The sequence below is a fragment of the Yonghaparkia sp. Root332 genome, from assembly GCF_001425665.1.
Taxonomy (GTDB): domain Bacteria; phylum Actinomycetota; class Actinomycetes; order Actinomycetales; family Microbacteriaceae; genus Microcella.
Genome location: NZ_LMCX01000001.1, coordinates 260,247 through 284,489 on the forward strand (window position 1 = coordinate 260,247; position 24,243 = coordinate 284,489).

General features: G+C 71.8%; 18 protein-coding genes, 1 tRNA gene and 1 other RNA gene. 2 read left to right on the forward strand and 18 right to left on the reverse strand.

What is annotated here, in order from left to right:
- Positions 1-19 precede the first annotated feature (19 nt).
- The 3 genes from ASC54_RS01215 to ffs all read right to left on the reverse strand — a co-directional run bounded on the left by ASC54_RS01215 (position 20) and on the right by ffs (position 3,476).
- On the reverse strand, positions 20-1,183 hold the full coding sequence (locus ASC54_RS01215) for an acetate/propionate family kinase (RefSeq protein WP_055896157.1): 1,164 nt from the start codon (positions 1,181-1,183) through the stop codon (positions 20-22).
- On the reverse strand, positions 1,180-3,339 hold the full coding sequence (pta, locus tag ASC54_RS01220; RefSeq protein ID WP_055896161.1) for a phosphate acetyltransferase: 2,160 nt from the start codon (positions 3,337-3,339) through the stop codon (positions 1,180-1,182). Before pta ends, ASC54_RS01215 begins: the two co-directional genes overlap by 4 nt.
- Before the next feature lie 40 nt (positions 3,340-3,379).
- An RNA gene (ffs, locus tag ASC54_RS12520) (signal recognition particle sRNA small type) lies at positions 3,380-3,476 on the reverse strand.
- 57 nt (positions 3,477-3,533) lie between these two features.
- Between ffs and ASC54_RS01225 the strand changes: the two genes are divergently transcribed.
- Both ASC54_RS01225 and ASC54_RS12525 read left to right on the forward strand, forming a co-directional pair.
- Positions 3,534-3,618, forward strand: a tRNA-Ser gene (locus tag ASC54_RS01225).
- Between the two features lie 69 nt (positions 3,619-3,687).
- Positions 3,688-4,317 (forward strand): hypothetical protein, encoded by a 630-nt coding sequence (locus ASC54_RS12525; protein WP_082514773.1) that lies wholly within the window; start codon positions 3,688-3,690, stop codon positions 4,315-4,317.
- Here ASC54_RS12525 and ASC54_RS01230 read toward each other — a convergent pair.
- The 15 genes from ASC54_RS01230 to ASC54_RS01300 form a co-directional block, all read right to left on the reverse strand.
- Positions 4,304-6,208, reverse strand: coding sequence for a helicase HerA-like domain-containing protein (locus ASC54_RS01230; protein WP_055896163.1), 1,905 nt, complete (start codon positions 6,206-6,208; stop codon positions 4,304-4,306). The genes ASC54_RS12525 and ASC54_RS01230 overlap by 14 nt on opposite strands.
- Before the next feature lie 57 nt (positions 6,209-6,265).
- A complete protein-coding gene (locus ASC54_RS01235; RefSeq protein ID WP_055896166.1) occupies positions 6,266-7,549 on the reverse strand; it encodes a saccharopine dehydrogenase family protein in 1,284 nt (427 codons plus the stop codon).
- Between the two features lie 33 nt (positions 7,550-7,582).
- Positions 7,583-8,299 carry a phosphatase PAP2 family protein gene (locus tag ASC54_RS01240; protein ID WP_082514774.1) on the reverse strand — a complete coding sequence of 239 codons (717 nt, stop codon included), beginning with the start codon at positions 8,297-8,299 and terminating at the stop codon, positions 7,583-7,585.
- A 65-nt stretch (positions 8,300-8,364) separates the two neighbouring features.
- Entirely contained in the window at positions 8,365-9,594 is a 1,230-nt protein-coding gene (locus ASC54_RS01245) for a multidrug effflux MFS transporter (RefSeq protein ID WP_055896169.1), read from the reverse strand.
- Positions 9,595-9,842: 248 nt separating this feature from the next.
- A complete protein-coding gene (locus tag ASC54_RS01250; protein ID WP_055896172.1) occupies positions 9,843-10,433 on the reverse strand; it encodes an HhH-GPD-type base excision DNA repair protein in 591 nt (196 codons plus the stop codon).
- Between the two features lie 66 nt (positions 10,434-10,499).
- Positions 10,500-11,945 carry a GH1 family beta-glucosidase gene (locus tag ASC54_RS01255; RefSeq protein ID WP_055896175.1) on the reverse strand — a complete coding sequence of 482 codons (1,446 nt, stop codon included), beginning with the start codon at positions 11,943-11,945 and terminating at the stop codon, positions 10,500-10,502.
- Positions 11,946-12,066: 121 nt separating this feature from the next.
- Positions 12,067-13,287 (reverse strand): multiple monosaccharide ABC transporter permease, encoded by a 1,221-nt coding sequence (gene mmsB / locus ASC54_RS01260; protein ID WP_055858256.1) that lies wholly within the window; start codon positions 13,285-13,287, stop codon positions 12,067-12,069.
- Complete coding sequence (gene mmsA, locus ASC54_RS01265; RefSeq protein ID WP_055896180.1) at positions 13,274-14,800, reverse strand: multiple monosaccharide ABC transporter ATP-binding protein; 1,527 nt, start codon at positions 14,798-14,800, stop codon at positions 13,274-13,276. The genes mmsB and mmsA overlap by 14 nt, the downstream gene beginning before the upstream one ends.
- 127 nt (positions 14,801-14,927) lie before the next feature.
- Complete coding sequence (chvE, locus tag ASC54_RS01270; protein WP_055859415.1) at positions 14,928-16,004, reverse strand: multiple monosaccharide ABC transporter substrate-binding protein; 1,077 nt, start codon at positions 16,002-16,004, stop codon at positions 14,928-14,930.
- Positions 16,005-16,160: 156 nt separating this feature from the next.
- Positions 16,161-17,669, reverse strand: a complete 1,509-nt coding sequence (gene araA / locus ASC54_RS01275) for an L-arabinose isomerase (protein WP_156376765.1) — start codon at positions 17,667-17,669, stop codon at positions 16,161-16,163.
- Between the two features lie 8 nt (positions 17,670-17,677).
- On the reverse strand, positions 17,678-19,339 hold the full coding sequence (locus ASC54_RS01280; RefSeq protein ID WP_055896185.1) for an FGGY-family carbohydrate kinase: 1,662 nt from the start codon (positions 19,337-19,339) through the stop codon (positions 17,678-17,680).
- Positions 19,336-20,043 carry an L-ribulose-5-phosphate 4-epimerase gene (locus tag ASC54_RS01285; RefSeq protein ID WP_055896187.1) on the reverse strand — a complete coding sequence of 236 codons (708 nt, stop codon included), beginning with the start codon at positions 20,041-20,043 and terminating at the stop codon, positions 19,336-19,338. Before ASC54_RS01285 ends, ASC54_RS01280 begins: the two co-directional genes overlap by 4 nt.
- Positions 20,044-20,529: 486 nt before the next feature.
- Positions 20,530-21,561, reverse strand: coding sequence for a LacI family DNA-binding transcriptional regulator (locus ASC54_RS01290; RefSeq protein WP_055858244.1), 1,032 nt, complete (start codon positions 21,559-21,561; stop codon positions 20,530-20,532).
- A gap of 101 nt (positions 21,562-21,662) precedes the next feature.
- A complete protein-coding gene (locus ASC54_RS01295) occupies positions 21,663-22,823 on the reverse strand; it encodes a cystathionine gamma-synthase (protein ID WP_055896191.1) in 1,161 nt (386 codons plus the stop codon).
- Entirely contained in the window at positions 22,820-24,214 is a 1,395-nt protein-coding gene (locus ASC54_RS01300; protein WP_055896194.1) for a cystathionine beta-synthase, read from the reverse strand. The genes ASC54_RS01295 and ASC54_RS01300 overlap by 4 nt, the downstream gene beginning before the upstream one ends.
- Positions 24,215-24,243: the final 29 nt, after the last annotated feature.

Below are 24,243 nucleotides of genomic sequence, written 5' to 3' on the forward strand. Positions count from 1 at the left end.
ACCCGGGGCCCGGCGGGCCTCAGCCGGCGAGCGCCGCCGCCGCGCGCGCGATCGCGAGCTCCTCGTTCGTCGGCACCACGAGCACCCTCACCGCCGCGCCGTCGGGCGAGATCTCGCGCGGCTCGCGCCACGACATCGCGTTGCGGTCGGCGTCGACCTCGAGCCCCAGATGCGACAGCCCCGCGAGCGCGCGGGCGCGCATCACGGGCGAGTTCTCGCCGATCCCTGCCGTGAACACGAGCGCGTCGAGCCCGCCCAGCTGCGCGAGGTAGGCGCCCAAGTAGTGCCGGATCCGGTGCGCCCACACGTCGAGCGCGAGCCGGGCATCCTCGTCGCCGTCATCGGCTGCCTGCACGACGTCGCGCATGTCCGACCGACCGGTGAGCCCGAGCAGCCCGCTGCGCTTGTTGAGCAGGCGGTCGAGCTCGTCGACCTCCAGGCCCGTGCGCAGCAGGTGCAGCAGTGCTCCCGGGTCGAGGTCACCCGAGCGCGACCCCATCACGAGCCCCTCGAGCGGCGTCAGCCCCATCGACGTGTCGATCGAGCGCCCGCCGCGGATCGCCGTCGCCGACGAGCCGTTGCCGAGGTGCAGCACGATGAGCCTGAGCTCCTCGAGCGGGCGGCCCAGCAGCTCGGCGGCGCGGTGCGCGACGAACTCGTGGCTCGTGCCATGGAATCCGTAGCGCCGCACCCCGTGCGCCTGCGCCACATCGCGGTCGAGCGCGTACGTGTACGCCGCGGCGGGCATCGACTGGTGGAACGCGGTGTCGAAGACGGCGACGTGCGGCACGTCTCCCATGACCTCGCGAGCGGCGCGGATGCCCGCCAGATTCGCGGGGTTGTGCAGCGGTGCGAGGGCGGAGACCCGCTCGATCTGCTCGACCACCTCGTCGGTGAGGAGCGTCGGCGCCGTGAAGAGCGCGCCGCCGTGCACCACGCGGTGGCCGACGGCCACGAAGGCGGGGGCGCCGTCGGCGCCGGACCCGCCCTCGGCACCGGACCCGCCCTCGGAACCGAGCCGGTCGAGGACGAGGCGCATCCCCTCGGTGTGGTCGGCCGCGTCGCCGCCGGGCTCGCCGATGCGCTCGACGAGACCGCCGATGACCGCCTCGCCGCTCTGCACGTCGACGAGCTGGTACTTGATCGAGCTCGAGCCGGAGTTGACGACGAAGACCCGCGTCACTCCGTGCCCCCGATGGTCGAGATCGGCTGCGTGGGCGGCGGGGGCGTGCGCTGCGCCTGGATGGCCGTGATCGCGACGGTGTTGACGATGTCGCTCACCTCGGCTCCGCGGCTGAGGTCGTTGACGGGCTTGCGCAGGCCCTGCAGCACGGGCCCGATCGCGACGGCGCCGGCCGAGCGCTGCACGGCCTTGTAGGTGTTGTTGCCGGTGTTGAGGTCGGGGAAGATGAAGACCGTCGCGCGGCCGGCGACCTCGGAGCCGGGCATCTTCGTCCGCGCGACGCTCGGCTCGGCCGCCGCGTCGTACTGGATCGGCCCCTCGACGAGCAGGTCGGGGCGGCGCTCGCGCACCAGGTGCGTCGCGGTGCGCACCTTCTCGACGTCGTCGCCGGAGCCCGACTCCCCCGTCGAGTACGACAGCATCGCCACGCGCGGCTCGATCGCGAACTGCGTCGCCGTCGCCGCCGAGCTGATCGCGATGTCGGCGAGCTGCTCGCTCGTCGGGTCGGGGATGACCGCGCAGTCGCCGTAGACGAGCACCCGGTCGGCGAGGCACATGAGGAACACGCTCGACACGACCCCGACCCCCGGGTCCGTCTTGATGATCTCGAAGCTCGGGCGGATCGTGTGCGCCGTCGTGTGCGCCGCCCCCGACACCATGCCGTCGGCGAGGTTCAGGTGCACCATCATCGTGCCGAAGTAGCTGACGTCGGTCACGACGTCGCGCGCGGTCTCGTAGGTCACGCCCTTGTGGGCGCGCAGCCGCGCGTACTCGGTCGCGAACCGATCGCGCAGCGCCTCGTCGAGCGGGCTGATGAACTGCGCGGCCGACAGGTCGAGGCCGAGCTCCGCCGCCCGGGCGCGGATGCTCGTCTCATCGCCGAGGATGCTCAGGTCGCACACGCCCCGGCGCAGCAGCGTGCCCGCCGCCCGCAGGATGCGGTCGTCGTCGCCCTCGGGCAGCACGATGCGCTTGCGGTCGCCGCGAGCGCGCTCGAGCAGGTCGTGCTCGAACATGAGCGGCGTGACGACCTCGCTGCGGCTCACCTCGAGGCGGCCGAGCAGGTCGGGCGCGTCGACGTGCGCCTCGAAGAGCGCGATCGCGGTGTCGTGCTTGCGCTGGCTGTCCGCAGCCAGCCGGCCGCGCGTCTCGGTCACCCGCAGCACCGTGTCGTAGGTTCCGGAGTCGGTCCGGAGGATCGGCAGCGCCGGGTCGAGGCCGTCGACGAGGCTCTGCACGGCATCCGGCGTCTCGAACCCGCCGTAGAGGATGATCGCCGCCATCGACGGGAAGGTGTCGCTCGCGTGCGCCATCAGCACCGCCAGCAGCACCTCGCTGCGGTCGCCCGGGATCAGCACGACGGCGCCCTCCACCAGGCGCGGCAGGACGTTCTCCATGCTCATGCCGGCGACGACGACGCCCATGACCTCGCGGCGCAGCAGCTGCGCGTCGCCGCGCACGAACCGCGCGCCGCAGGCCTCCATGACGGCGGCGACGGTCGGGGCGACGAGGTAGCGGTCCTCCGGCACGGCGGCGACGAGCGCCTGCGGGGCGACCTCCCGCACGGCGCCCACGATGTCGTCGAGCGCGTCCGGGTCGGCGCGGTTGACGATCACGGAGAGCAGCTGCGCGTGGGCGTGCTCGAGCTCGGCGACGCTCACCTCGGCGGCGCGGCGCATGTCGTCGGCGCTGCGCGCGTCGGAGTCGCTGAGCCCGCGGGCACCGGACTGGCCGGTCGCGCGGCCGCCCAGGACGAGCAGCACGGGGGCGCCGAGGTTCGCGGCGACGCGCGCGTTGAAGCTCAGCTCGGTGGGGCTGGAGACATCCGTGTAGTCGCTGCCGATGATGACGACGGCGTCGCACTTCTTCTCGACCGCGTGGAACCGATCGACGATCCGCGCGAGGGCCGCCTCGGGGTCGGCGTGCACGTCGTCGTAGCCGACACCGATGCACTCGTCGTAGTCGAGGTCGACGCGGGCGTGGGCGAGCAGCAGCTCGAGCACGTAGTCGGGCTCGCCCTCGTCGCGGCCGCGCGCCACGGGCCGGAACACCCCCACGCGCTCGAGCTTGTGCGCGAGCGTGTCGAGCACGCCGAGCGCGATCGACGACTTGCCCGAGTTGCCCTCGGCGGACGTGAGGTAGATGCTCCTGGCCATCGGGCCCAGCCTAGGTGCGCGGGCGGACAACCCGGGCAAAGAAAAGGACCCCTCGCGCACCCGCCAGAGCCCGGTTACCCTTGCTGCGTTTCCGCCCTGGGGGAGTTGGCCTGGATGGCGCCACGCGAGGAGCCGTGACCAGTTTACGGGTAGGATCGCTCCTGGTCGTCACGCGTTCGCGCAGAGCGACCTCTGGAGGATTCGCCTAGTGGCCTATGGCGCACGCTTGGAAAGCGTGTTGGGTGCAAGCCCTCGGGGGTTCGAATCCCCCATCCTCCGCACTCCGACCGCCGTATCCTGCGCAACCCTGACGGCGGTCGCCACCACGACGGAGACAAGGGGAGCATCGTGAGCCGAGCCCACGACGCCCCCCTCGTCGTGCGTCCGCGGCGCCGCCTGCTGCGCGACGGGCTGCTCGCGATCGGGCTCGTGCTCGTCGCCCTGGGAGCCCCGCTGCTGCTGCTCGCGGGGCCGAACGGCACCGCCCCCGCCGTCTTCGCGGCGGTCGGCGTCGTCGTCCTGCTGAGCGTGATCGGCGTGCTCGACTTCGCGCGCGCCGCCATCACGGTGGGCGACGGGGAGTTCGTGAAGCGCGCCTTCCTGTCGCTGCCCTTCCGGGTGGCGCTCGATCGCATCGACGCCGTCCACGTGCTCGAGGTGTACCCGTCGGGGACGATCCGCGCGGTGCCGCAGCTGCTCGCCCTCGACGCGGACGGTCAGCGCCTGTTCCGCATGCGCGGCCAGTTCTGGACGCGCGTCGCGATCGACCAGGTGGCGGAGGCCACGCGCGCGGTGGTGATCCGCGGCGACGAGCCTCTCACGCACTCGGAGTTCCACGCTCAGTGGCCGCAGGCGGCCTACTGGTACGAGAACCGTCCGCTGCTCACCGCCGCCGGCTTCACCGGCGTCCTCGTGATCGCCGCCGCGATCGTATACGGGATGCTCCTGCTGGCCGGCGTGCCGGTCAGCGGCGCTTGAGGGTCCCGAAGATTCCGCGGAGGACCTCGCGCACGATCGTCTGACCCGTGCGTGACCCGAGGGCGTCGCCGACGACGTCGCCGAGACCGCCGCCCAGGCCGCCGCCGGACCCTCCCGAGCGCGAGCCCCCGGAGCGGGTCGGCGTGCGCGTCGTGGTGCGCTCGCGCCTCTGGAGCTCGCGCATCCGTCTCTCGTACTCGCGCTGCGCCGCATCCTGCTGCTTCTGCGCGTCGCGAGCGGCGCGCTCCGCGGCCTCGGCGCGGTCCTCCTCGGCCGACCGCGCGGCCTCCGCCTGCTCGGCGGCGGCCATCCTCGACGTCAGCAGCTCGTAGGCCGACTCGCGATCCACGACCTGCCCGTACTGCGCCATGAGCGGCGACGCCGCGATCGTCGCCTCGATCGACGCCGCCGGCGCCGGATCCATCGAGCCCTGCGGCGCCCGCAGGCGCGTCCACGCCACGGGCGACGGCGCCCCCTTCTCGTTCATGACCGTCACGATCGCCTCGCCGATGCCGAGCGTCGTCAGCACCTCGCCGAGGTCGTACCCGCTCGTCGGATACGTCGAGACCGTCGAGCGCAGCGCCTTCGCGTCGTCCGGCGTGTGCGCCCGCAGCTGGTGCTGCACGCGCGAGCCCAGCTGTGCGAGGACGTCGGCCGGGACGTCCTTCGGCGTCTGCGTCACGAAGAAGATGCCGACGCCCTTCGAGCGGATCAGGCGCACCGTCTGCGTGATCGCCGCCAGGAAGTCCTTCGACGCGTCCCGGAACAGCAGGTGCGCCTCGTCGAAGAAGAACACGAGCTTCGGCTTGTCGAGATCGCCGACCTCGGGCAGATCGTTGAACAGGTCGGCGAGCATCCACATCAGGAACGTCGAGAAGAGGGCGGGCTTGTCGGCCACTCCGGGAACCTCGAGCAGGCTCACGACCCCGCGCCCGTCGGCCGTCGTGCGCAGGAAGTGCGCCGTGTCGAACTCGGGCTCGCCGAAGAACGCGTCGGCCCCGTCCGACGCGAACGCGATGAGCTCGCGCAGGATCACCCCCGCCGTCGCCGAGCTCAGCCCGCCCAGCTCGGCGAGCTCCGGCTTGCCCTCCTCGCTCGTCAGGAACTGGATCACCGACCGCAGATCGTCCAGGTCGACGAGCGCGAGCCCGTTGCTGTCGGCGTAGTGGAACACGAGCCCGAGGCTCGACTCCTGCGTCTTGTTGAGCCCGAGCACCTTGCTCAGCATGAGCGGCCCGAAGCTCGACACCGTCGCCCGCACCGGCACTCCGTGCCCGATGCCGCCGAGGCAGTAGAACTCGGTCGGGTGGGCCGTCGCCTGCCAGTCCTGGCCGATCCCGCGGGTGCGCGCGAGCAGCTTCTCGCTCGCCTCCCCCGCGACCGAGATGCCGCTCAGGTCGCCCTTGATGTCGGCCGCGAACACCGGGACCCCGGCGGCGCTCAGCTGCTCGGCGAGCACCTGCAGGGTCTTCGTCTTGCCGGTGCCCGTCGCGCCCGCGACGAGCCCGTGCCGATTCGTCATCGCGAGGGGGATGCGCACGGGCACGTCCGCGCGCGCGTCGCCGTTCACGAGCGCCCCCATCTCGAGCGCAGCACCCTCTATCGCGTAGCCGTCGCGGATCGCGGCCACCTGCGCCTCGTCGAGCGGACCGCCCGCGGTCGCGTCGACCTGCGCCGCCGCGTCGGCGGCCGAGACCGGCTCGGCCGGCGCCGCCTCGGCGGGCGCTTTCGCCGTCTCGGCCGCGGCGCGCGCCTCCGCCTCCGCCTGCGCGGTCGCCGCGGCGAGCGCCGCCTGGGCCTCCTCGAGGGCCTTCCGGGCGGCCTCGACCGCTGCCGCGGCCTCCGTCGCCGTCTCCGGACCGGTCGCCGTCGCGTCGTCGCTGTCGCTCATGCGCGCCAGCCTAGGCGAGCGGGATGCACGGGCGGGAGTGGCGTCACGCGAGCGCTCTCAGACGCGTGCGGCCGGCTCCCGCTCCTCCAGGCCCCACGACTGCCCGTAGCCGCCGGCGGCCTCGGGGCGCGCCATGAGCTCGAGGAACGCCTCGGTGTCGAACGCCTCCGGGCCGAGCACGCCCGTGCCGCTCCAGGCGCCGGTCGCGAGCAGTTCGAGCGCGATGACGGGGTTGAGCGCGGTCTGCCACACGACGCACTGGCTCTCGTACTCGGCCATCGTCCACTCGTTGTCGGAGACGTGGTACAGGTACACCTCGCGGGGCGAGCCGTCCACTCCGGTGCCCGTGACCCAGAGCCCCGCGCAGGTCTTGCCGGTCATCCGAGGCCCGATCGTGGCCGGGTCGGGCAGGCCCGCCGCGACGACATCGCGCGGGCTGACCTCGACCGGGCCGTTCGCCGAACGCACCCGCAGCGGCTCCGTCTTGTCGAGTCCGAGTTGGTGCAGGGTCTTGAGGATGCCGATGAACTCGTCGCCAAGCCCGTACTTGAAGGTCACGCGCCTCGCGTCGACCCAGCGCGGCATGAGCAGCACCTCCTCGTGCTCGACGTTGACGCACTCGACCGGGCCGATGCCCTCGGGGAAGTCGAAGACCTCGGGCTCGCTGAACGGCGGCGTCGTGAACCAGCCGCGGCCCTTCTCCCAGATCACGGGAGGGTTCAGGCACTCCTCGATGGTCGTCCAGATCGAGAAGCTCGGCGCGAAGATCTCCGCGCCGTTCTCGTCGCGCACGACGAGGTTCGCGCCGTCGCGCGTGCCGAGCTCATCGATCTCGGAGAACAGTCGGTCGGCGGCGTAGCGCGCGAAGACGTCGCTGAGGCCCGGCTCGACGCCCATGCCGACGAGCGCGAGGCGGCCCGCGGCCTCCCAGTCGGCGGTGGCCGCGAACTGCTCGTCGCCGAGCTTCACGCCGGTCTCGGCGTACGGGTTCGAGGGGTGCGGGTGCGACAGGCTCATCGCCATGTCGAGGTAGTCGGCGCCGGCCGCGAGGGCTCCGGCGAAGATCGTCGGCACGAACTTCGGCTCGACGGCGTTCATGACGTGCGTCGCGCCGTGCTCACGGGCGACCCGCTCGACGGCGGATGCGTCGCTCGCATCGATCTGCGCCGCCACGAAGCGGGCGCCCTGCTCGCCGTGGCGGTCGGCGATCCAGGCGATCGTGCGCTCGGCGCGACTCACGTCGTAGTCGCTCACGATGATCGTCTCGAAGAACGAGCGGCGAGCGGCGATCTTGGCGATGGCGTCTCCGACGCCTCCGGCACCCACGAGGAGGATTCTCATGAGCCCATATTATCCAGATGGATAACGAAGGCGCTAGAGGGTGCGCGCTCCATCCGCCGGTGTGAGCGGCGTGAGCGCCGCCCCGGTCGGCTGCCGCGCGTGCTTCGACGGCCGGGGCTCCCGCTCCAGTCGCGACGCGAACGGGGCCCACACGATGACCGTGACCGCGATGCCCACGAGCGCGCCGCCGATCGTGTCGGTCACCCAGTGCGCGCCGAGGTAGGTGCGGCTCAGCGCCATCGCCACGATCCAGGCGACGCCGAGCATCCACAGCCACGCCCTCGACCGCGTCAGCCCGAACAGGAGGACGAGCGTCGTCGCGACCGTCGCCGCGTTGGCGACGTGACCCGACGGGAACGAGCCGAAGTCGGCCACGACGAGGATGTCCTCCGGGCGGGCGCGAGCGAAGAGGTTCTTCAGCAGCTGCACCGTCGCCCCGCTCAGTGCCGCGGCGATGATCGAGAACAGCGCCCCCCAGGGGCGGCGCGCGAGGAGCAGCAGCGCGACCATCCCGAGCGGCACGACGAAGATCGCGACGATGCCGCCGCCGATGCGGTCCATGAGGAGGGCGAGGACCTCCAGCTCCGGATTGCGTCGGGAGAGGATGTCGTCCATCCACTCGACGTCGAGCCCGAGCGGAGATTCCCGCAGCACCACCAGGAGACCGAGGGCCGCGGCGAGCGCGAGGGCGAGGACCCCGCTGATCCAGCGCCAGCGGGAGGCGACGCGGCGAGTCGTGGTCGGCTGCATGTCGGAACCCTATCGAGGGCGGCGGGCGGATGCCCGGCCCCGTTCAGGGGATTCGCACGCGCCGATCAGCGCGACAGCGCCGGCACCGTCCGCGGTCGCACGACGACCCACAGCGAGAGCACCGCGACCGAGGCCGCGATCGCCATCGCCGCGCCCATCGGCGTGGCGCTGCCGATGCCGAACACTCCCACGATCGGCGAGAGCAAGCCGGCGAGGCCGAAGTTGAGCGCGCCCAGCAGGGAGGCCGCGGTTCCCGCCTCCTTGCCGTGGTTCGCGAGGGCGAGCACCTGGACCATCGGGAAGCCGAAGCCGCACGCCATGATGAAGAAGAACAGCGGCACGATCGTGCCCCACATGCCGGCGTCGGCCTGGTCGAGGACGACGATCGCGATCGCGCTGACGAGGAGGACGGCGGTGGAGACGGCGAGGATCCACTGCGGCGGGATGCGCCTCGCGATCCGCGCGCTCGACTGGACACCGATGAAGACGCCGACGGAGTTGGCGGCGAAGACCACGCCGTAGGCCTGCGGGTCGAGACCGTAGACATCCTGGAAGAGGAACGACGACGCCGACAGGTAGGCGAACAGGCCCGTGAAGGTGAACCCGCCGATGACGGCGACACCGATGAAGATGCGGTCGCGGAACAGCGCCCGGTACCGCTCGGCGATCGTCGAGTGGCCCCGGTCGGATCTCCGTGCCGGCGGAAGCGTCTCCACGATGAAGAACCAGGAGGCGGCGACGACGAGCACGCCGTATCCGGCCAGCACGACGAACAGGCCGCGCCACTCGGTCAGCAGGAGCAGCTGCGAGCCGATCAGCGGAGCCAGGATCGGTGCGAGGCCGGTGACGAGAGCGAGGCGGGAGAGCATCCGCACCAGGGGGTAGCCGCCGAAGAGGTCGCGCACCATCGCCATCGCGACGACGCCGCCCGCTGCCGCGCCCGCGCCCTGCAGGACGCGCGCCGCGAGGAGCCACGTGACGTCGGGCGCGGCGGCCACCATGAGGCTCGCGACGACGTGCACGGTCGAGGCCGTGATGAGCGGGAGGCGGCGGCCCACGCGGTCGCTCCACGGGCCGACGATGAGCTGGCCGAAGCCGAAGCCGACCATCGTCGCGGTGAGGGTGAGCTGGACGAGCGCGATGCTCACGCCGAGGTCGGCCTCGACCTGCGGGAACGCCGGCAGGTACAGGTCGACCGTGAAGGGGCCGAGAGCGGTGAGGGCGCCGAGGACGAGGACGTAGACGATGCGCTGGCGCCGGGTGAGCGAGTCGCCGGGGTGCACGACAGTGGTCATTGCGACCACTGTAGGGGCGCGCGGGGCGCGTGTCGAATCGATTCGACCGGGTGCGCGTGTCGCGGGTGCCGGCGCCCGCTCGCGGCCGCGCCGGACGCGCGTGCCGCGGGCTGCGCCGGGCGCGCGAGCCCGCACCCCGCTGTGTCAGTTCTCCGGAGTTTCGGCCGTGCTCGTCGCGGGGCCGCACGCCGGACGCGAGCGAGTCGCCAGAACTCCGGAGTACGTGCACGCTCGACCGCGCCGGACGCTCAGCCCTTCGCGGCCTTCGACTTCGCCTTCGCGGCCTTCTTCGCCTCGCGCACCTTCGCGAGCGAGTCGGCGTCGACGATGTCGGCGACCGAGCGGTACGAGCCCTGCACGCCGTAGTCGCCGGCCGCCTCGCGCCACCCCGGCGCGTCGACGCCGTACTGCTTGCCGAGGAGGGCGAGGAAGATCTTCGCCTTCTGCTCGCCGAAGCCGGGCAGCTCCTGCAGCCGGCGGAGGACCTCGGCGCCGTCGGGCGCGAGCCCGTCGAGCCCGGGTCGCGTCCAGATCGCGTCGGCGCGGCCGCCCCACTCGTCGCGCACCTCGGCGGCGAGCGCCTGCACGCGCGCGGCCATCGAGCCGGGGAACCGGTGCACCGCGGGCGACTCCTTGAACACCGCCGCGAAGGCCTCGGGGTCGGCGGCGGCGATGCTCTCGGCGTCGAACGAGCCCATCCGCTCGCGGATCTTCGCGGGCCCCGCGAACGCGGTCTCCATCGGTACCTGCTGGTCGAGGAGCATCCCGACCAGGAGCGCGAACGGGTCGTCGGTGAGCAGCGCGTCGGCGGGGGCATCCCCCGTGATGTTCAGAGCCATGCGCGTATCGAACCACGCGCGCCTGCGGCGGCGCTCAGCGAGCGGCGGGGCGGATGCCCGCCGCGCCTACTCCGGGATGCGGCGGCTCGCGATGAGCTCGCTGTACCAGTGCCCGCTCTGCTTGATCGTGCGCTCGAGCGAGTCGTAGTCGACGTGCACGATGCCGAAGCGCTTCGTGTAGCCGTAGGCCCACTCGAAGTTGTCCATGAGGCTCCACACCTGGTAGCCGCGCAGGTCGACGCCGCGCTCCATCGCGCGATGGGCGGCCGTGAAGTGGCGGCGCAGGTAGTCGATGCGCGCGTCGTCCTGCACGACGCCGTCGCGCACCTCGTCGTCGAAGGCCGCGCCGTTCTCGGTGATCATGAGCGGCAGGGTCGGGAACTGCTCGTGCAGGTCGACGAGCAGCTGCTCGAGGCCGTCGGGGGCGATGTTCCAGCCCATGGCCGTGTAGGGGCCGGGCTGCTGGATGAACTCGACGTCCTCGCTGCCGGGCCAGGGCGAGCCGGCCGCGTCGCCGTGGCCGTCCGCGTTGGAGCGCGCCGAGACGCCATCCCACATCGTGACGGTCACGGTCGAGTAGTAGTTGACGCCGAGCACGTCGATCGGCTGGTGGATGAGCTCGAGATCCCCGGGGCGCACGAACTGCCAGTCGGTGACGTGCGCGGTGTCCTCGAGCAGGTCGACGGGGTACTCGCCCTGCAGCATCGGGCCGGTGAAAGCGCGGTTGGCGAGCGCGTCGATGCGGCGCACGGCCTCGGCGCTCTCGGGCAGCGGCTCGCCGTCGGCGTCGCGCCCCGGGCGGATCATGTGCAGGTTGAGCGTCGCCGAGTACTGCGCGTCGGGCTTGCGCACCGCGTCGCGCAGGGCGCTCAGTCCGAGCCCGTGCGCGAGGTTGAGGTGGTGCACGGCGGTGAGCGCCGCGCGCCCGCTCGTGATGCCCGGGGCGTGCACTCCCGAGCCGTACCCGAGGTAGGCGCTGCACCACGGCTCGTTGAGGGTGGTCCACATCGCCATGCGGTCGCCGAGCGCCTCGCCCATGAGGTGGGCGTAGTCGGCGAAGCGGTAGCTCGTGTCGCGGTTGGTCCAGCCGCCGGCGTCCTCGAGCGCCTGCGGAAGGTCCCAGTGGTAGAGCGTCGCGATGGGCGTGATGCCGCGCGCGAGCAGCCCGTCGACGAGGCGGCTGTAGAACGCGACGCCCTTCGCGTTGGCGGGGCCCGTGCCCTCGGCCTGGATGCGCGGCCACGCGATCGAGAAGCGGTACGACTCGAGGCCGAGCCGCTGCATGAGGTCGAGGTCGGCGTCGAGCCGGTGGTAGTGGTCACAGGCAGAGTCGCCCGTGTGACCGTGGAGCACCTTGCCGGGGGTGCGGCTGAAGGTGTCCCAGATGGAGGGTCCGCGGCCGTCCTCGTGCGCGGCCCCCTCGATCTGGTAGCTCGCGGTCGCGGATCCGAAGACGAAGTCCGCGGGGAACTCCAGGCCGGAGTCGCGGTAGTCGGGGGTGCCCTGGTTCATGCTGATGAGCCTACGTGCCGCCGCGTGGAACCGCTTCCACAGGCGGCGCGCCCGAGCCGAGCATCCGCGCACGACGACGCCCCGGCCGCGCGAGGCGACCGGGGCGTCGAGGCGGTGCGGGTCAGCCGCGGGCGCGGCGCTTGTTCCAGACGTCGAACGCGACGGCGAGAAGCAGCACGAGGCCCTTGATGAACTGCTGGTAGTCGGTTGAGACGCCCAGCAGCGACATGCCGTTGTTGAGCACGCCCATGATGAGACCGCCGGTGATGGCGCCGACGACCGTGCCGACGCCGCCCTGCACGGCCGCGCCGCCGATGAACGACGCCGCGATCGCGTCGAGCTCGAACAGGTTGCCCGCGCCGGGTCCGGCCGAGTTGAGGCGGCCGGTGAAGATGATGCCGGCGAGCGCAGCGAGCACGCCCATGTTGACGAACAGGTAGAAGTCGATCTTGCGGGACTGGATGCCCGACAGGTCGGCCGCGTGGCGGTTGCCGCCGACGGCGTAGATGTGGCGGCCGAAGACGCTGCGGTTCATGACCGCCGTGTAGACGACCACGAGCACGCCGAGCACGATGAGCACGATCGGGGTGCCGCGCGAGCCGGGGGCGACGCCGAGGAGGTAGGTGAGGAACAGGATGAGCCCCGCGCCGAACGCCACCTTCACGATGAACCACCAGGCCGGCTCGGTCTCGAGGCCGAGCTTCGCGCGCTTCATGCGGCCGCGCAGCTGCGAGGCGATGAACATGACGAGCGCGAGGAGGCCGAGGCCGACGGTGATCCACTCGGCGGGCGAGGTCGCCGCCGGGAAGAGCTGCGGGAAGAGGTACCCGCCGCCGAGCTGGCGGTACTCGTTCGGGAACGGGGTGATCTGGGTGTTGCCGAGCACGATCTGCGTGAGGCCGCGGAAGAGGAGCATGCCCGCGAGGGTCACGATGAACGCGGGTATGCCGACGTAGGCGACCCAGAAGCCCTGCCAGACGCCGACGATGCCGCCGACGAGGAGGCCGAGGAGGATCGCGAGCCACCAGGGCAGCCCCCAGTCCTGCACCATGACGCCCGTCATGGCTCCGACGAACGCCGCGACCGAGCCGACCGAGAGGTCGATGTGGCCGGCGATGATGATCATCACCATGCCGATCGCGAGGATCAGGATGTAGCTGTTCTGGACGATGATGTTCGACACGTTGCCCGCCGTGAGCAGGCGACCCTCGGTCAGCACCTGGAAAAGCAGGACGATCACGATGAGCGCGACGAAGATGCCGATCTGGCGCAGGCGCGAGGTCAGGAAGCCGAGCACCTCCGAACGGCTGGACGCGGGGCGGGTTGCGCTAGCCGATGACATGGTCGGCCTCCTTCTCCTTGGTCATGAGCACCATGAGTGCTTCGGGGGTGGCCTGCTCGATGGGGAGCTCACCGGTGATGTGCCCCTCCGACAGGGCGTAGATGCGGTCGCAGATCCCGAGGAGCTCCGGGAGCTCGCTCGAGATCACGATGACCGCCTTGCCCTGCGCGGCGAGGCTGTTGATGATCGTGTAGATCTCGTACTTCGCGCCGACGTCGATGCCGCGCGTGGGCTCATCGAGGATCAGCAGCTCGGGGTCGGAGTACAGCCACTTCGACAGCACGACCTTCTGCTGGTTGCCGCCGGAGAGCTTGCCCGTGATCGCGTCGACCGAGGGCGCCTTGATGTTCATGCTCGTGCGGTAGCCGTCGGCGACGATGTGCTCGGCGCCGCCGTCGACCCAGCCGCGCGGGGCGAGCTTGCGGATTCCGGCGGCCGAGATGTTCCGCTTGATGTCCTCGATGAGGTTGAGGCCGTAGACCTTGCGGTCCTCCGTCGCGTACGCGAGCCCGTTGCGGATGGCCTCCGGCACCGTCCGCGCCTGGATCTCCTCGCCGCGCATGTAGAGCCGCCCGGTGATCCTCGAGCCGTACGACCGCCCGAAGATGCTCATCGCGAGCTCGGTGCGCCCCGCGCCCATGAGGCCCGCGATGCCGACGACCTCGCCCGCGCGCACCGAGAGGGACGCGCCGTGGATGATCGTGCGGTCGTGGTCGGTCGGGTGGTGGACGGTCCAGTCCTCGACGCGGAAGATCTCGTCGCCGATCACGACCGAGCGGTCGGGGTACCGGTGCTCGAGGTCGCGGCCGACCATGCCCTTGATGATGCGGTCCTCCGAGATGTCGCCCGTCGCGAGCGCGAGCGTCTCGATCGTGCGGCCGTCGCGGATGATCGTGACCTCGTCGGCGATCGCTTTGATCTCGTTGAGCTTGTGGCTGATGATGATCGACGTGATCCCCTGCTGCTTGAGGTGGCGGATCAGGTCGAGCAGGTGGGCCGAGTCCTCGTCGTTGAGGGCGGCGGTGGGCTCGTCGAGGATCAGCAGCTTGACGTCCTTCGACAGGGCCTTGGCGATCTCGACGAGCTGCTGCTTGCCGACGCCGATCTCGCGCACGATGGTCGTCGGGCTGTCGCCGAGGCCGACGCGGGCGAGCAGCTTGGCCGCCTCCGCGTTCGTCTCGTCCCAGTCGATGAAGCCGCGCCTGGCGCGCTCGTTGCCGAGGAAGATGTTCTCGGCGATCGAGAGGTAGGGGCTCAGCGCGAGCTCCTGGTGGATGATGACGATTCCGGATCTCTCGCTGTCGCGGATGTCCTTGAACTCCATCGTCTCGCCTTCGAAGACGATGTCGCCCGTGTAGGTGCCGTGCGGGTAGACGCCCGACAGCACCTTCATGAGCGTGGACTTGCCCGCCCCGTTCTCGCCGCAGATGGCGTGGACGTGGCCTCGCTCGACGGTGATGGAGACGTCCTGCAGCGCCTTGACGCCGGGGAACTCCTTCGTGATCGAGCGCATTTCGAGGATGGTGCTCACGGCGGTCCTCTTCCTCTTCTCGGTTCAGCGGGGGCTCGTGCGGTGATGAGGGATGGTGCGGGTCCGGCCGATCGCTCGGCCGGACCCGCACTCGGGTGGTGCGAACCTACTAGGCGAGGTCCTCAGGGGTGTAGTACCCGCTGTCGAACAGCACCTCTTCGTAGTTGTCGACCGTGACGATCGTCGACTCGAGCAGGTACGACGGGACGATCTTCTCGCCGTTGTCGTAGGTCTCGGTGTCGTTGACCTCGGGCTCCTCGCCCTTCAGCAGCGAGTCCACCATCGCGACGGCCTGCTCGGCGAGCAGACGGGTGTCCTTGAAGATGGTCGAGTACTGCTCGCCCGCGATGATCGACTTCATCGAGCCGACCTCGGCGTCCTGACCCGTGATGATGGGCAGCGCGTCGGTCGAGTAGCCGCCCGACGTGAGGGCCGAGATGATGCCGATCGAGAGGCCGTCGTACGGCGAGAGGACGCCGTCGATCTGCGTGTCGCCGATGATGGTGAGGATGTTCTCCATGCGCTCCTGAGCCGTCTCGGGCAGCCAGCGGAGGATCGCCACCTGCTCGAACGCGGTCTGGCCCGACGGGACGACGAGGGTGCCGTCGTCGATGAGGGGCTGGATGACGCTCATCGCGCCGTTGAAGAAGAACCCGGCGTTGTTGTCGTCGGGGCTGCCGGCGAAGAGCTCGACGTTGAACGGGCCGGCAGCATCCGTGCGCTCGCCGTTCTCGTCGAGGACGCCCATGCCGATGAGCAGCGACGTCGCCTGCTGCACGCCCACCTGGAAGTTGTCGAACGTCGTGTAGTAGTCGACGTTCGGGCTGCCGTTGATGAGGCGGTCGTAGGCGATGACGGGGATGCCCGCGTCGGCCGCCTGCTGCAGCACGTCGGTGAGCGTCGTGCCGTCGATCGAGGCGATGATGAGCGCCTCGGCGCCGCTCGAGATCATGTTCTCGATCTGCGAGACCTGCGTGGGGATGTCGTCGTTCGCGAACTGGAGGTCGACGTCGTAGCCGAGCTCCTCGAGCTGCGACTTGACGTTGTCGCCGTCCGCGATCCAGCGCTCCGACTGCTGCGTCGGCATCGCGACGCCGACGATGCCGCCGGCCTCGTCGCCGCCGCCGTCGCCGCCGGTCGAGCCGCCCGTGCGGTCACCGGCGCAGCCGGCGAGAGCGAGCGACATCACGCTGACGGCAGCGATGCCGAGGAGGAACTTCTTGGAGTTCTTCACTGTGTGTCCTTTCGATGGGGAGTGTGGTGGTGCGTTCGGGTCCGTCGCTCGGCCTCGAGCTCTGGCTCCGGTTCCCGGCCGCGGCCGGGAGGTCTGGGGGTGCCCCGCTCAGATGCCCTGAGCGAGTCGGTAGTAGGCGGCGTTCGCGCGCACGTCGCGCGCGAACCCCTCGAGCGTGGTGGCCTCGTCGATGACGAGCAGCTCGACGCCGGCCATGGTGGCGAAGTCTCGGAAGACATCGACGCCCACCTGGGTGGACATGACCGTGTGGTGCGCCGCCCCCGCGGTCAGCCAGGCGGCCGCCGAGGTGGCGAAGTCGGGCGCCGGCTTCCAGACGGCGTGCCCGACGGGCAGGTGGGGCATCGGGGCGGGCAGCGCCACGTTCTCGACGACGTTCGCGACGAGCCGGAACCGGTCGCGCATGTCGCTGAGGGCCGCGACGACCGCGGGGCCCGCGTCGGCCGTGAAGACCAGGCGCACCGGGTCCTCCTTGCCGCCGATGCCGAGAGGGTGCACCTCGAGACGCGGGCGCTGCGTGGTCAGCGAGGGGCCGACCTCGAGCATGTGCGCGCCGAGGATGAGCTCGTTGCCGGGCTCGAGGTGGTACGTGTAGTCCTCCATGAGGCTCGCGCCGCCGGGGAGGCCCGCGCCCATGACGGCGGCCGCGCGCACGAGCACCGCGGTCTTCCAGTCGCCCTCGGCGCCGAAGCCGTAGCCGTCGGCCATGAGGCGCTGCACGGCGAGGCCGGGCAGCTGGCGCAGCGCGCCGAGGTCCTCGAAGCTCGTCGTGAAGGCGCCGAAGCCGCCGCCCTCGAGGAACCCGCGCAGGCCGAGCTCGATCGCCGCGCCGTAGCGCAGGCTGTCGGCGCGCTCCGCGCCCGGGTGCAGCTCGGGGGCGACGTCGTAGAGGTCGAGGTACTCCTCGACGAGCCGGTCGACCTCAGCGTCGCCGACCGCGTGCACGGCATCCGCCAATTCGGTGACGCCCCAGGTGTTGACCTGCACGCCGAAACGGATCTCGGCCTCCGTCTTGTCGCCCTCGGTGACGGCGACGAAGCGCATGTTGTCGCCGAAGCGGGCGAGCCTCAGCTCGTGCGTCGCGTGCCAGCCGGCGGCCGCGCGCGCCCACACGCCGACGCGCGCCGTGACGGCCGGGTTCGAGACGTGGCCGACGACGGTCGCGCGGGCGACGCTCATGCGCGAGGCGATGTAGCCGAACTCGCGGTCGCCGTGCGCGGCCTGGTTGAGGTTCATGAAGTCGAAGTCGATCTCGCCCCACGGCAGCTCGACGTTCGCCTGCGTGTGCAGGTGGAGCAGCGGCTTGGAGAGCGCGTCGAGACCCGCGATCCACATCTTCGCGGGACTGAAGGTGTGCATCCAGGCGATGACGCCGATCACGTTCTCGGCGGCGTTCGCCTCGAGCATGACGCGCTTGATGCTCGCCGAATCGACGAGGGTCGGCTTCCAGACGATCGTGACGGGGATGTCCGCGGCCGCCTGCAGGCCGGCCACGACCTCCTGCGACTGCTCGGCGACCTGGCGCAGGGTCTCGTCGCCGTACAGGTTCTGGCTCCCGGTCAGGAACCACACCTCGAGCGTGCGGAGATCGGGGACGATGCTGCGGGTCACTGGGGTCCTCCTGCAAGGGCGTCGATCGCGCGACGCTCGATGGCGAGTCCGGCCTCGTACTGGGTGAGGTAGGCGGCGAAGCCGGCGGTGTCGGTCGGGTCGGGTGCGGTGGTGGCCGTGTCGGCGTCGGCGAAGACGCGGGTGGCGAGGTAGTCGGCGAGGGGCTGGCCGCTCTGCTGCGACACGGCCGTCTCGGCCGTGAGCGCCGACTCGGCCGTCTCGGCCGTCAACGCCGCGAGCACCGCGATGCCCCACGCACCGCCCTCGGAGGCGCTGTCGGCGACGCCGACGGGAGCATCGAGAGCGGCGGCGAGCAGGCGCTGCGCGACGCCGGCCGTGCGGAACAGTCCGCCGTGGGCCTGCATGCGCTCGATCGCGACGCCCTCCTCGTGGAGGGCGCGCATCCCGAGGGCGAGGGCGGCGAAGACGCCGTAGACCTGCGCGCGCATGACGTTCGCGAGCGTCAGGCGGCTCTCGGGCGTGCGCACGACGAGCGGGCGACCCGCGGTCAGGTGCGCGACGGGCTCGCCGGCGACCTGGTTGTAGGCGAGCACGCCCCCCGCGTCGGGAGCCCCGTCCAGCGCCTCGGCGAGCAGGAGCGCGTACGCCTCGTCGGCGGTGGTGGTCGCGCCGGCGAGCTGAGCGAAGCGGCGGTAGGTGCCGACCCACGCGGCGAGCTCGCTCGTGCCGTTGTTGCAGTGCACCATCGCGACCGGGTCGCCCGCAGGCGTCGCCACGACGTCGATCTCGGGGTGCGCGCTCGCGAGCGGACGGTCGAGCACGACCATCGCGAAGATGCTCGTCCCGGCGCTCACGTTGCCGGAGCGCGGCGCGACGGCGTTCGTGGCGACCATGCCGGTACCGGCATCCCCCTCGGGCGGGCAGGCGACGGCGCCGGGCTGGAGGGCCCCGGTGGGGTCGAGCAGCGCGGCCCCGGCGGCGGTCAGGGTGCCCGCGGTCGCGCCGGCGGGCAGCACGCGGGGGAGCGTCCGCCCCAGGGGCCCCGCGAGGGCCGACCCGGCGACGTGCGCGTGGTAGCGGGCGAGGAGGTCGGCGTCGTAGTCGGCGCCGGCCGCATTCACCGGGAACATGCCGCTCGCGTCGCCGACGCCGAGCACGCGCTCGCCGGTCAGGCGGTGGTGGACGTAGCCGGCGAGCGTCGTGAGGTGGGCGATGCGGCCGACGTGCTCCTCGCCGTCGAGGACGGCCTGGTGCAGGTGCGCGATCGACCAGCGCAGCGGGATGTTCGCGCCGAGCAGCTCGGAGAGCTCGGCCGCGGCGGCGCCGGTGCTCGTGTTGCGCCAGGTGCGGAACGGGACGAGCAGCTCATCGTGCTCGTCGAAAGCGAGGTAGCCGTGCATCATCGCCGAGACGCCGAGCGCGGCGAGCGTCGTCGGCGCGGCGTCGTGGCGCGTGCGGGCGTCGGCGGCGAGGGCGGCGTACGCGGCGCGGATGCCCTGCTCGACGTCGGCGAGGTCGTAGGTCCACACGCCGTCCACGAGCTGGTTCTCCCACTCGTGGTCGCCCGTCGCGAGCACCGTGGCCGGCGCATCCGCGTCGACGAGGCACGCCTTGATGCGCGTCGAGCCGAGCTCGATGCCGAGGGCGACGCGGCCGGCGGCGATGGCCTCGGCGGGGGTGCGGGTCGCGGCGCTCATCGGGCCGGACCCCCCGGCTGGCCGTAGACGTTCTGGTACCGGTCGAAGAGCGCGTCGACCGCGGCGGGCTCGATCGGGAGCGGGTCGCCCAGCTGTCGGGCGATGTGGATCGTGCGCGCGACATCCTCGAGCATGACGGCGGCCTTGACGGCGTCGCGCGCGTCGCGACCGATCGTGAAGGGTCCATGGTTCTGCATGAGCACGGCGCGCGAGCGGTGGCCGGAGAGCGTCTCGACGATGCCGCGGCCGATCGAGTCGTCGCCGATGATCGCGAACGGACCGACCGGGATGTCGCCGCCGAACTCGTCGGCCATCGCCGTGATGACGCACGGGATGCTCTCGCCGCGCGCCGCCCACGCCGTCGCGTAGGTCGAGTGCGTGTGGACGACGCCGCCGACCTCGGGCATGTGCCGGTAGACGTATGCGTGCGCGGCGGTGTCGCTCGAGGGGCTGCGGTCGCTGCCGGGAGTGTCGGGGACGACCTCGCCGTCGAGCGTGCAGAGGATCATGTTCGACGGGTCGAGATCGTCGTAGGAGACGCCCGACGGCTTGATGACGAAGAGGTCGGCGCCCGGGACCCGGCCGCTGACGTTGCCGCCCGTCCAGACCACGAGCGCGTTGCGGACCAGCTCGGCGTGGAGGGCGGCGACCTCGTCGCGAACGCGCGCGACGGCGACCTGCACCTCGGGGCTCAGAGCGATCACGGGACTCCATCGTCGCGGCGGCGACGGTGGACCCGGCGCCGGGGTGGTTCAGGGGTGGTGGTGCGGCGAACTCGACCCATCCGAACTGCGACTCGGGATGTGACCGTTCACATTGCGTTGATGCACTCTAACGGCGAAACGGTCACATCTGTCAACCCGCTCCCCGAGCGAAACGGTCACAAGTCGATAACAGCCGCGACATGCGCCGCCCGCCCGCGGGGCCCGCCCGCGGGCGGGCGCGCCCCCGCGCGTGACGGGCCCCCGCGCGCGCCGCGGCCTCGAGCGCAGCGAGTGCCTCATGCGCAACTCAGGAACTGTGCCGTGTGCAGCGGGGAAGCGCGCCGCCGGCGAGCGACATCGGCGGCGACACTCCTGAGTTGCGCATCGACCTTCGCCGGCGGGAGGAGTTGCCGACCCGCGCGCGGTCCGCGACCCGCGCGCGGTCCGCGACCCGCGCGCGGCGCGGGGTAGCCGGTCGCGACCCGCCTACGCGAGCCGCGCCGTCGACTGGCGCACGATGAGCTCCGGCTGCACGGGCGCGTGGCTCAGCTCGGTGTCGCCGCGCAGCTCGCCGAGCAGCAGCTCGATCGCCCTCCGGCCGATCTCGGCGAAGTTCTGCCGCACGGTGGTCAGCGGCGGCGCGAAGTGGGCGGCCTCGGGGATGTCGTCGAACCCGACGATCGACATGTCGCCGGGCACCGACAGCCCCGTCTCGCGGCACGCGTGCATGAAGCCGAGCGCCATCTGGTCGTTCCCGCAGAACACGGCCGTGAAGTCGCGGTAGCGCAGCAGCTCGAGCCCCGCGTAGTAGCCGAAGTGCGCCGTCCAGTCGCCGAGGATGGGCGCGCGCGTCCGCAGGTCGGCATCGCCGAGCTCGCGCAGGAACCCCTGCATCCGCGCCTCCGCCTCGATCCAGTCCTGCGGGCCGGAGATGTGCATGATCTCGGTGTGCCCGAGGTCGATGAGGTGCCGCGTCGCGAGCCGCGCGCCCTGGATCTGGTCGACCCACAGCGAGTGCGCCGTGTTGAGCCCGGTCGCCTCGAGCGTGACGAACGGCACCGCGACCTGGAGGTCGTCGAGCGCCTCGAACACCCGCACCTGCGGCGCGATGACGATGAGCGCCTCGATCGACTGGGCCATGAGGTGGTCGAGACCGGCCTTGATCGAGGCGTACTCGCTCGAGCTGATGTTGGTGATCGAGAGGCGGTAGCCGGCTTCGCGCGCGGCGGTCTCGATGGCCTGGATGCTCGTGGCCGGTCCGTAGTGGACGGTCTGCGCCGCGAGCACCCCGATCGTCCGCGATCGGCTCGTGACGAGCGCGCGCGCGGCCTGGTTCGGCCGGTACCCGAGCTCCTCGATCGCGGCCTGCACGCGCGCGAGCGTCTCGGGTCGGATGGAGGGGCTGTCGTTGAGCGCCCGCGAGACGGTCTGGTACGAGACCCCGGCGACCCGCGCGACGTCGCGGATGTTCGGGGCGCGCACGCGCTCCGGCTCGCTCGCCTGCTCAGGACTCGACACGAGACCCTTCCCATCCGGTGATGTGTACGTTCACATCAGCAGGCCCATTATGCACGCGGATGCCCGCTCGGGCGCGAGCGCCCCTCGCGTTCCCGAGGCGCTCAGCCGAGCCGCGCGAGCGACTGCCGTACGTCGGCGAGAAGATCCTCGACGTCCTCGAGCCCCACCGAGAGGCGGATCACCGCGTCCGACACCTCCAGCGCGGTGCCGCGCACGGAGGCATGGGTCATCTCGCTCGGATAGTTGACGAGCGACTCGACCCCCCCGAGCGACTCCGCGAGCGAGAAGACCTCGAGCCCCTCGGCGAAGGCGCGCGCAGCGGCGGCGCCTCCCGCGAGCTCGAGCGAGAGCATCCCGCCGAAGTCGCGCATCTGGCGCGCGGCGAGGTCGTGCCCGGGGTGCGAGGGCAGGCCCGGGTAGTAGACGCGAGTGACCGCGGCGTGCCCCTCGAGCGCGGAGGCGAGGGCGTGGGCCGACGCCGAGTGGCGATCCATGCGCACTGCGAGCGTCTTGATGCCTCGCGTGGTGAGCCACGCGTCGAGCGGGCCCGAGACGGCGCCGGCCGCGAACTGGTGGAAGCCGACCTTCTCGGCCAGCGCATCGTCCGACAGCACGACGGCGCCGCCGATGACGTCGGAATGGCCTCCGAGGTACTTCGTCGTCGAGTGCACGACGACGTCGGCGCCGAGCGCGAGCGGCTGCTGCAGGTAGGGAGTGGCGAAGGTGTTGTCGACGACGACGAGCGCGCCGGCCGCGTGCGCGACGTCGGCGAGCGCCGCGACGTCGGTGATCTTCATGAGCGGGTTCGACGGCGTCTCGAGCCACAGCACGCGCGCGCCGGTCGAGGTGAGAGCGGCGCGAACGGCCTCCCGGTCGTCGAGCTCGATGGTGGTGAGGCCGATCTGCCAGTCGCCGAAGATGCGGCGCACGAGCCGGTGGGTGCCGCCGTAGACGTCGTTGCCCATGAGCACGTGGTCGCCGGGGCGCAGAACGGCGCGCAGCAGCGCGTCCTCGGCCGCGAGGCCCGAGGCGAAGCTGAAGGCGTGGGTCGCGCCCTCGAGCGAGGAGAGCTGCCTCTGCAGCGAATCGCGGGTCGGGTTGCCCCCGCGACCGTACTCGTAGCCGCCCCGCAGATTGCCGATGCCGTCCTGGGCATACGTCGTCGAGAAGTGCACGGGCGGGATGACGGCACCCGTCGTCGGGTCGAACTCCTGGCCGACGTGGATGGCGCGGGTCGAGAACCCGTGGTCGTCGTGGGTCATGAAGACTCCTTCGCGAGAGCACGCACGAGGTCGTGGCGCGTGAGCAGCCCGACGGGGTTGCCCCCGTCGAGCACGAGCAGGGTGTCGGGCTGCTGGCCGCCGGGGCCGCGCTCGTCGAAGCGGGCGCGCGCGTCGCCGAGCGACTCGTGCGCGCCGACGAGCGGCAGTCGCGGACCCATCGCCTCGGTGACGGGGCTCGCGGGGGTCACGTCTCCGGCGGCGAGCGCGCGCAGCAGGGTCCGGGCGTCGACCGTGCCGACGACCTCCCCGAGCACCGCCGGGGGCGCAGACGAGAGGACGGGCAGTGCGTGATCGTGGGCCTCGAGGGCGGCGATCGCGTCCGCGACCGACGCCGTGCGGGGCACGTGGGGCAGCGCCGCGGCGTCGGGGCGCGCGGCGTCGGCGACCGTCGGCGAGCCCTGGGCGGCGGCGAAGCCGTGGCTGCGCATCCACCGATCGTTGAAGATCTTGCCGAGGTAGCCGCGCCCGCCGTCGGGCAGCAGGACGACGACCACGTCCTCCGGTCCGAGCTCGCGCGCGACCTCGAGGGCACCGACGACCGCCATGCCGCACGAGCCGCCGACGAGCAGTCCCTCCTCGCGCGCGAGGCGCACGGTCATGTCGAACGACGCCTGGTCGCTCACGGCGACGACGCGGTCGGTCACGCTCGGGTCGTAGGCGGCGGGCCAGAAGTCCTCGCCCACCCCCTCGACGAGGTAGGGCTGGCCAGACCCGCCCGAGTAGACGCTGCCGACGGGGTCGACGCCGACGATCTGCACGCGGCCGCTCGCGCGGTCGGCGCTGATCTCGCGCAGGAAGCGGCCGGTGCCCGTGATGGTGCCGCCCGTGCCGACGCCGGTCACGAAGTGGGTGACGCGGCCATCGGTGTCGCGCCAGATCTCCGGGCCCGTCGTCTCGTAGTGGCTCAAGGGGCCGTTGGGGTTCGCGTACTGGTTGGGCTTGAAGGCGCCCGGGATCTCGCGCGCGAGGCGGTCGGAGACCGAGTAGTACGACTCCGGGTCCTCCGGAGCGACGGCCGTCGGCGTGACGACGATCTCGGCGCCGTAGGCGGTGAGCACGTTGCGCTTGTCCTCGCCGACCTTGTCGGGCAGCACGAAGACGCAGCGGTAGCCGCGCTGCTGGGCGACGAGGGCGAGGCCCACGCCCGTGTTGCCGCTCGTCGGCTCGACGATCGTGCCGCCCGGCTTCAGCAGCCCCTCGCGCTCGGCGGCGTCGATGATGCGCGTCGCGATGCGGTCCTTCGACGAGCCGCCGGGGTTGAGGTACTCGACCTTCGCGAGCACGGTGGCCGTGATCCCCTCCGTCACTCGAGTGAGCTGCACGAGGGGCGTGTCGCCGATGAGGTCGACGACGGAGCGGGCGAACTTCATCCTGCGAGCCTACTCGCGCCGAGCATCCG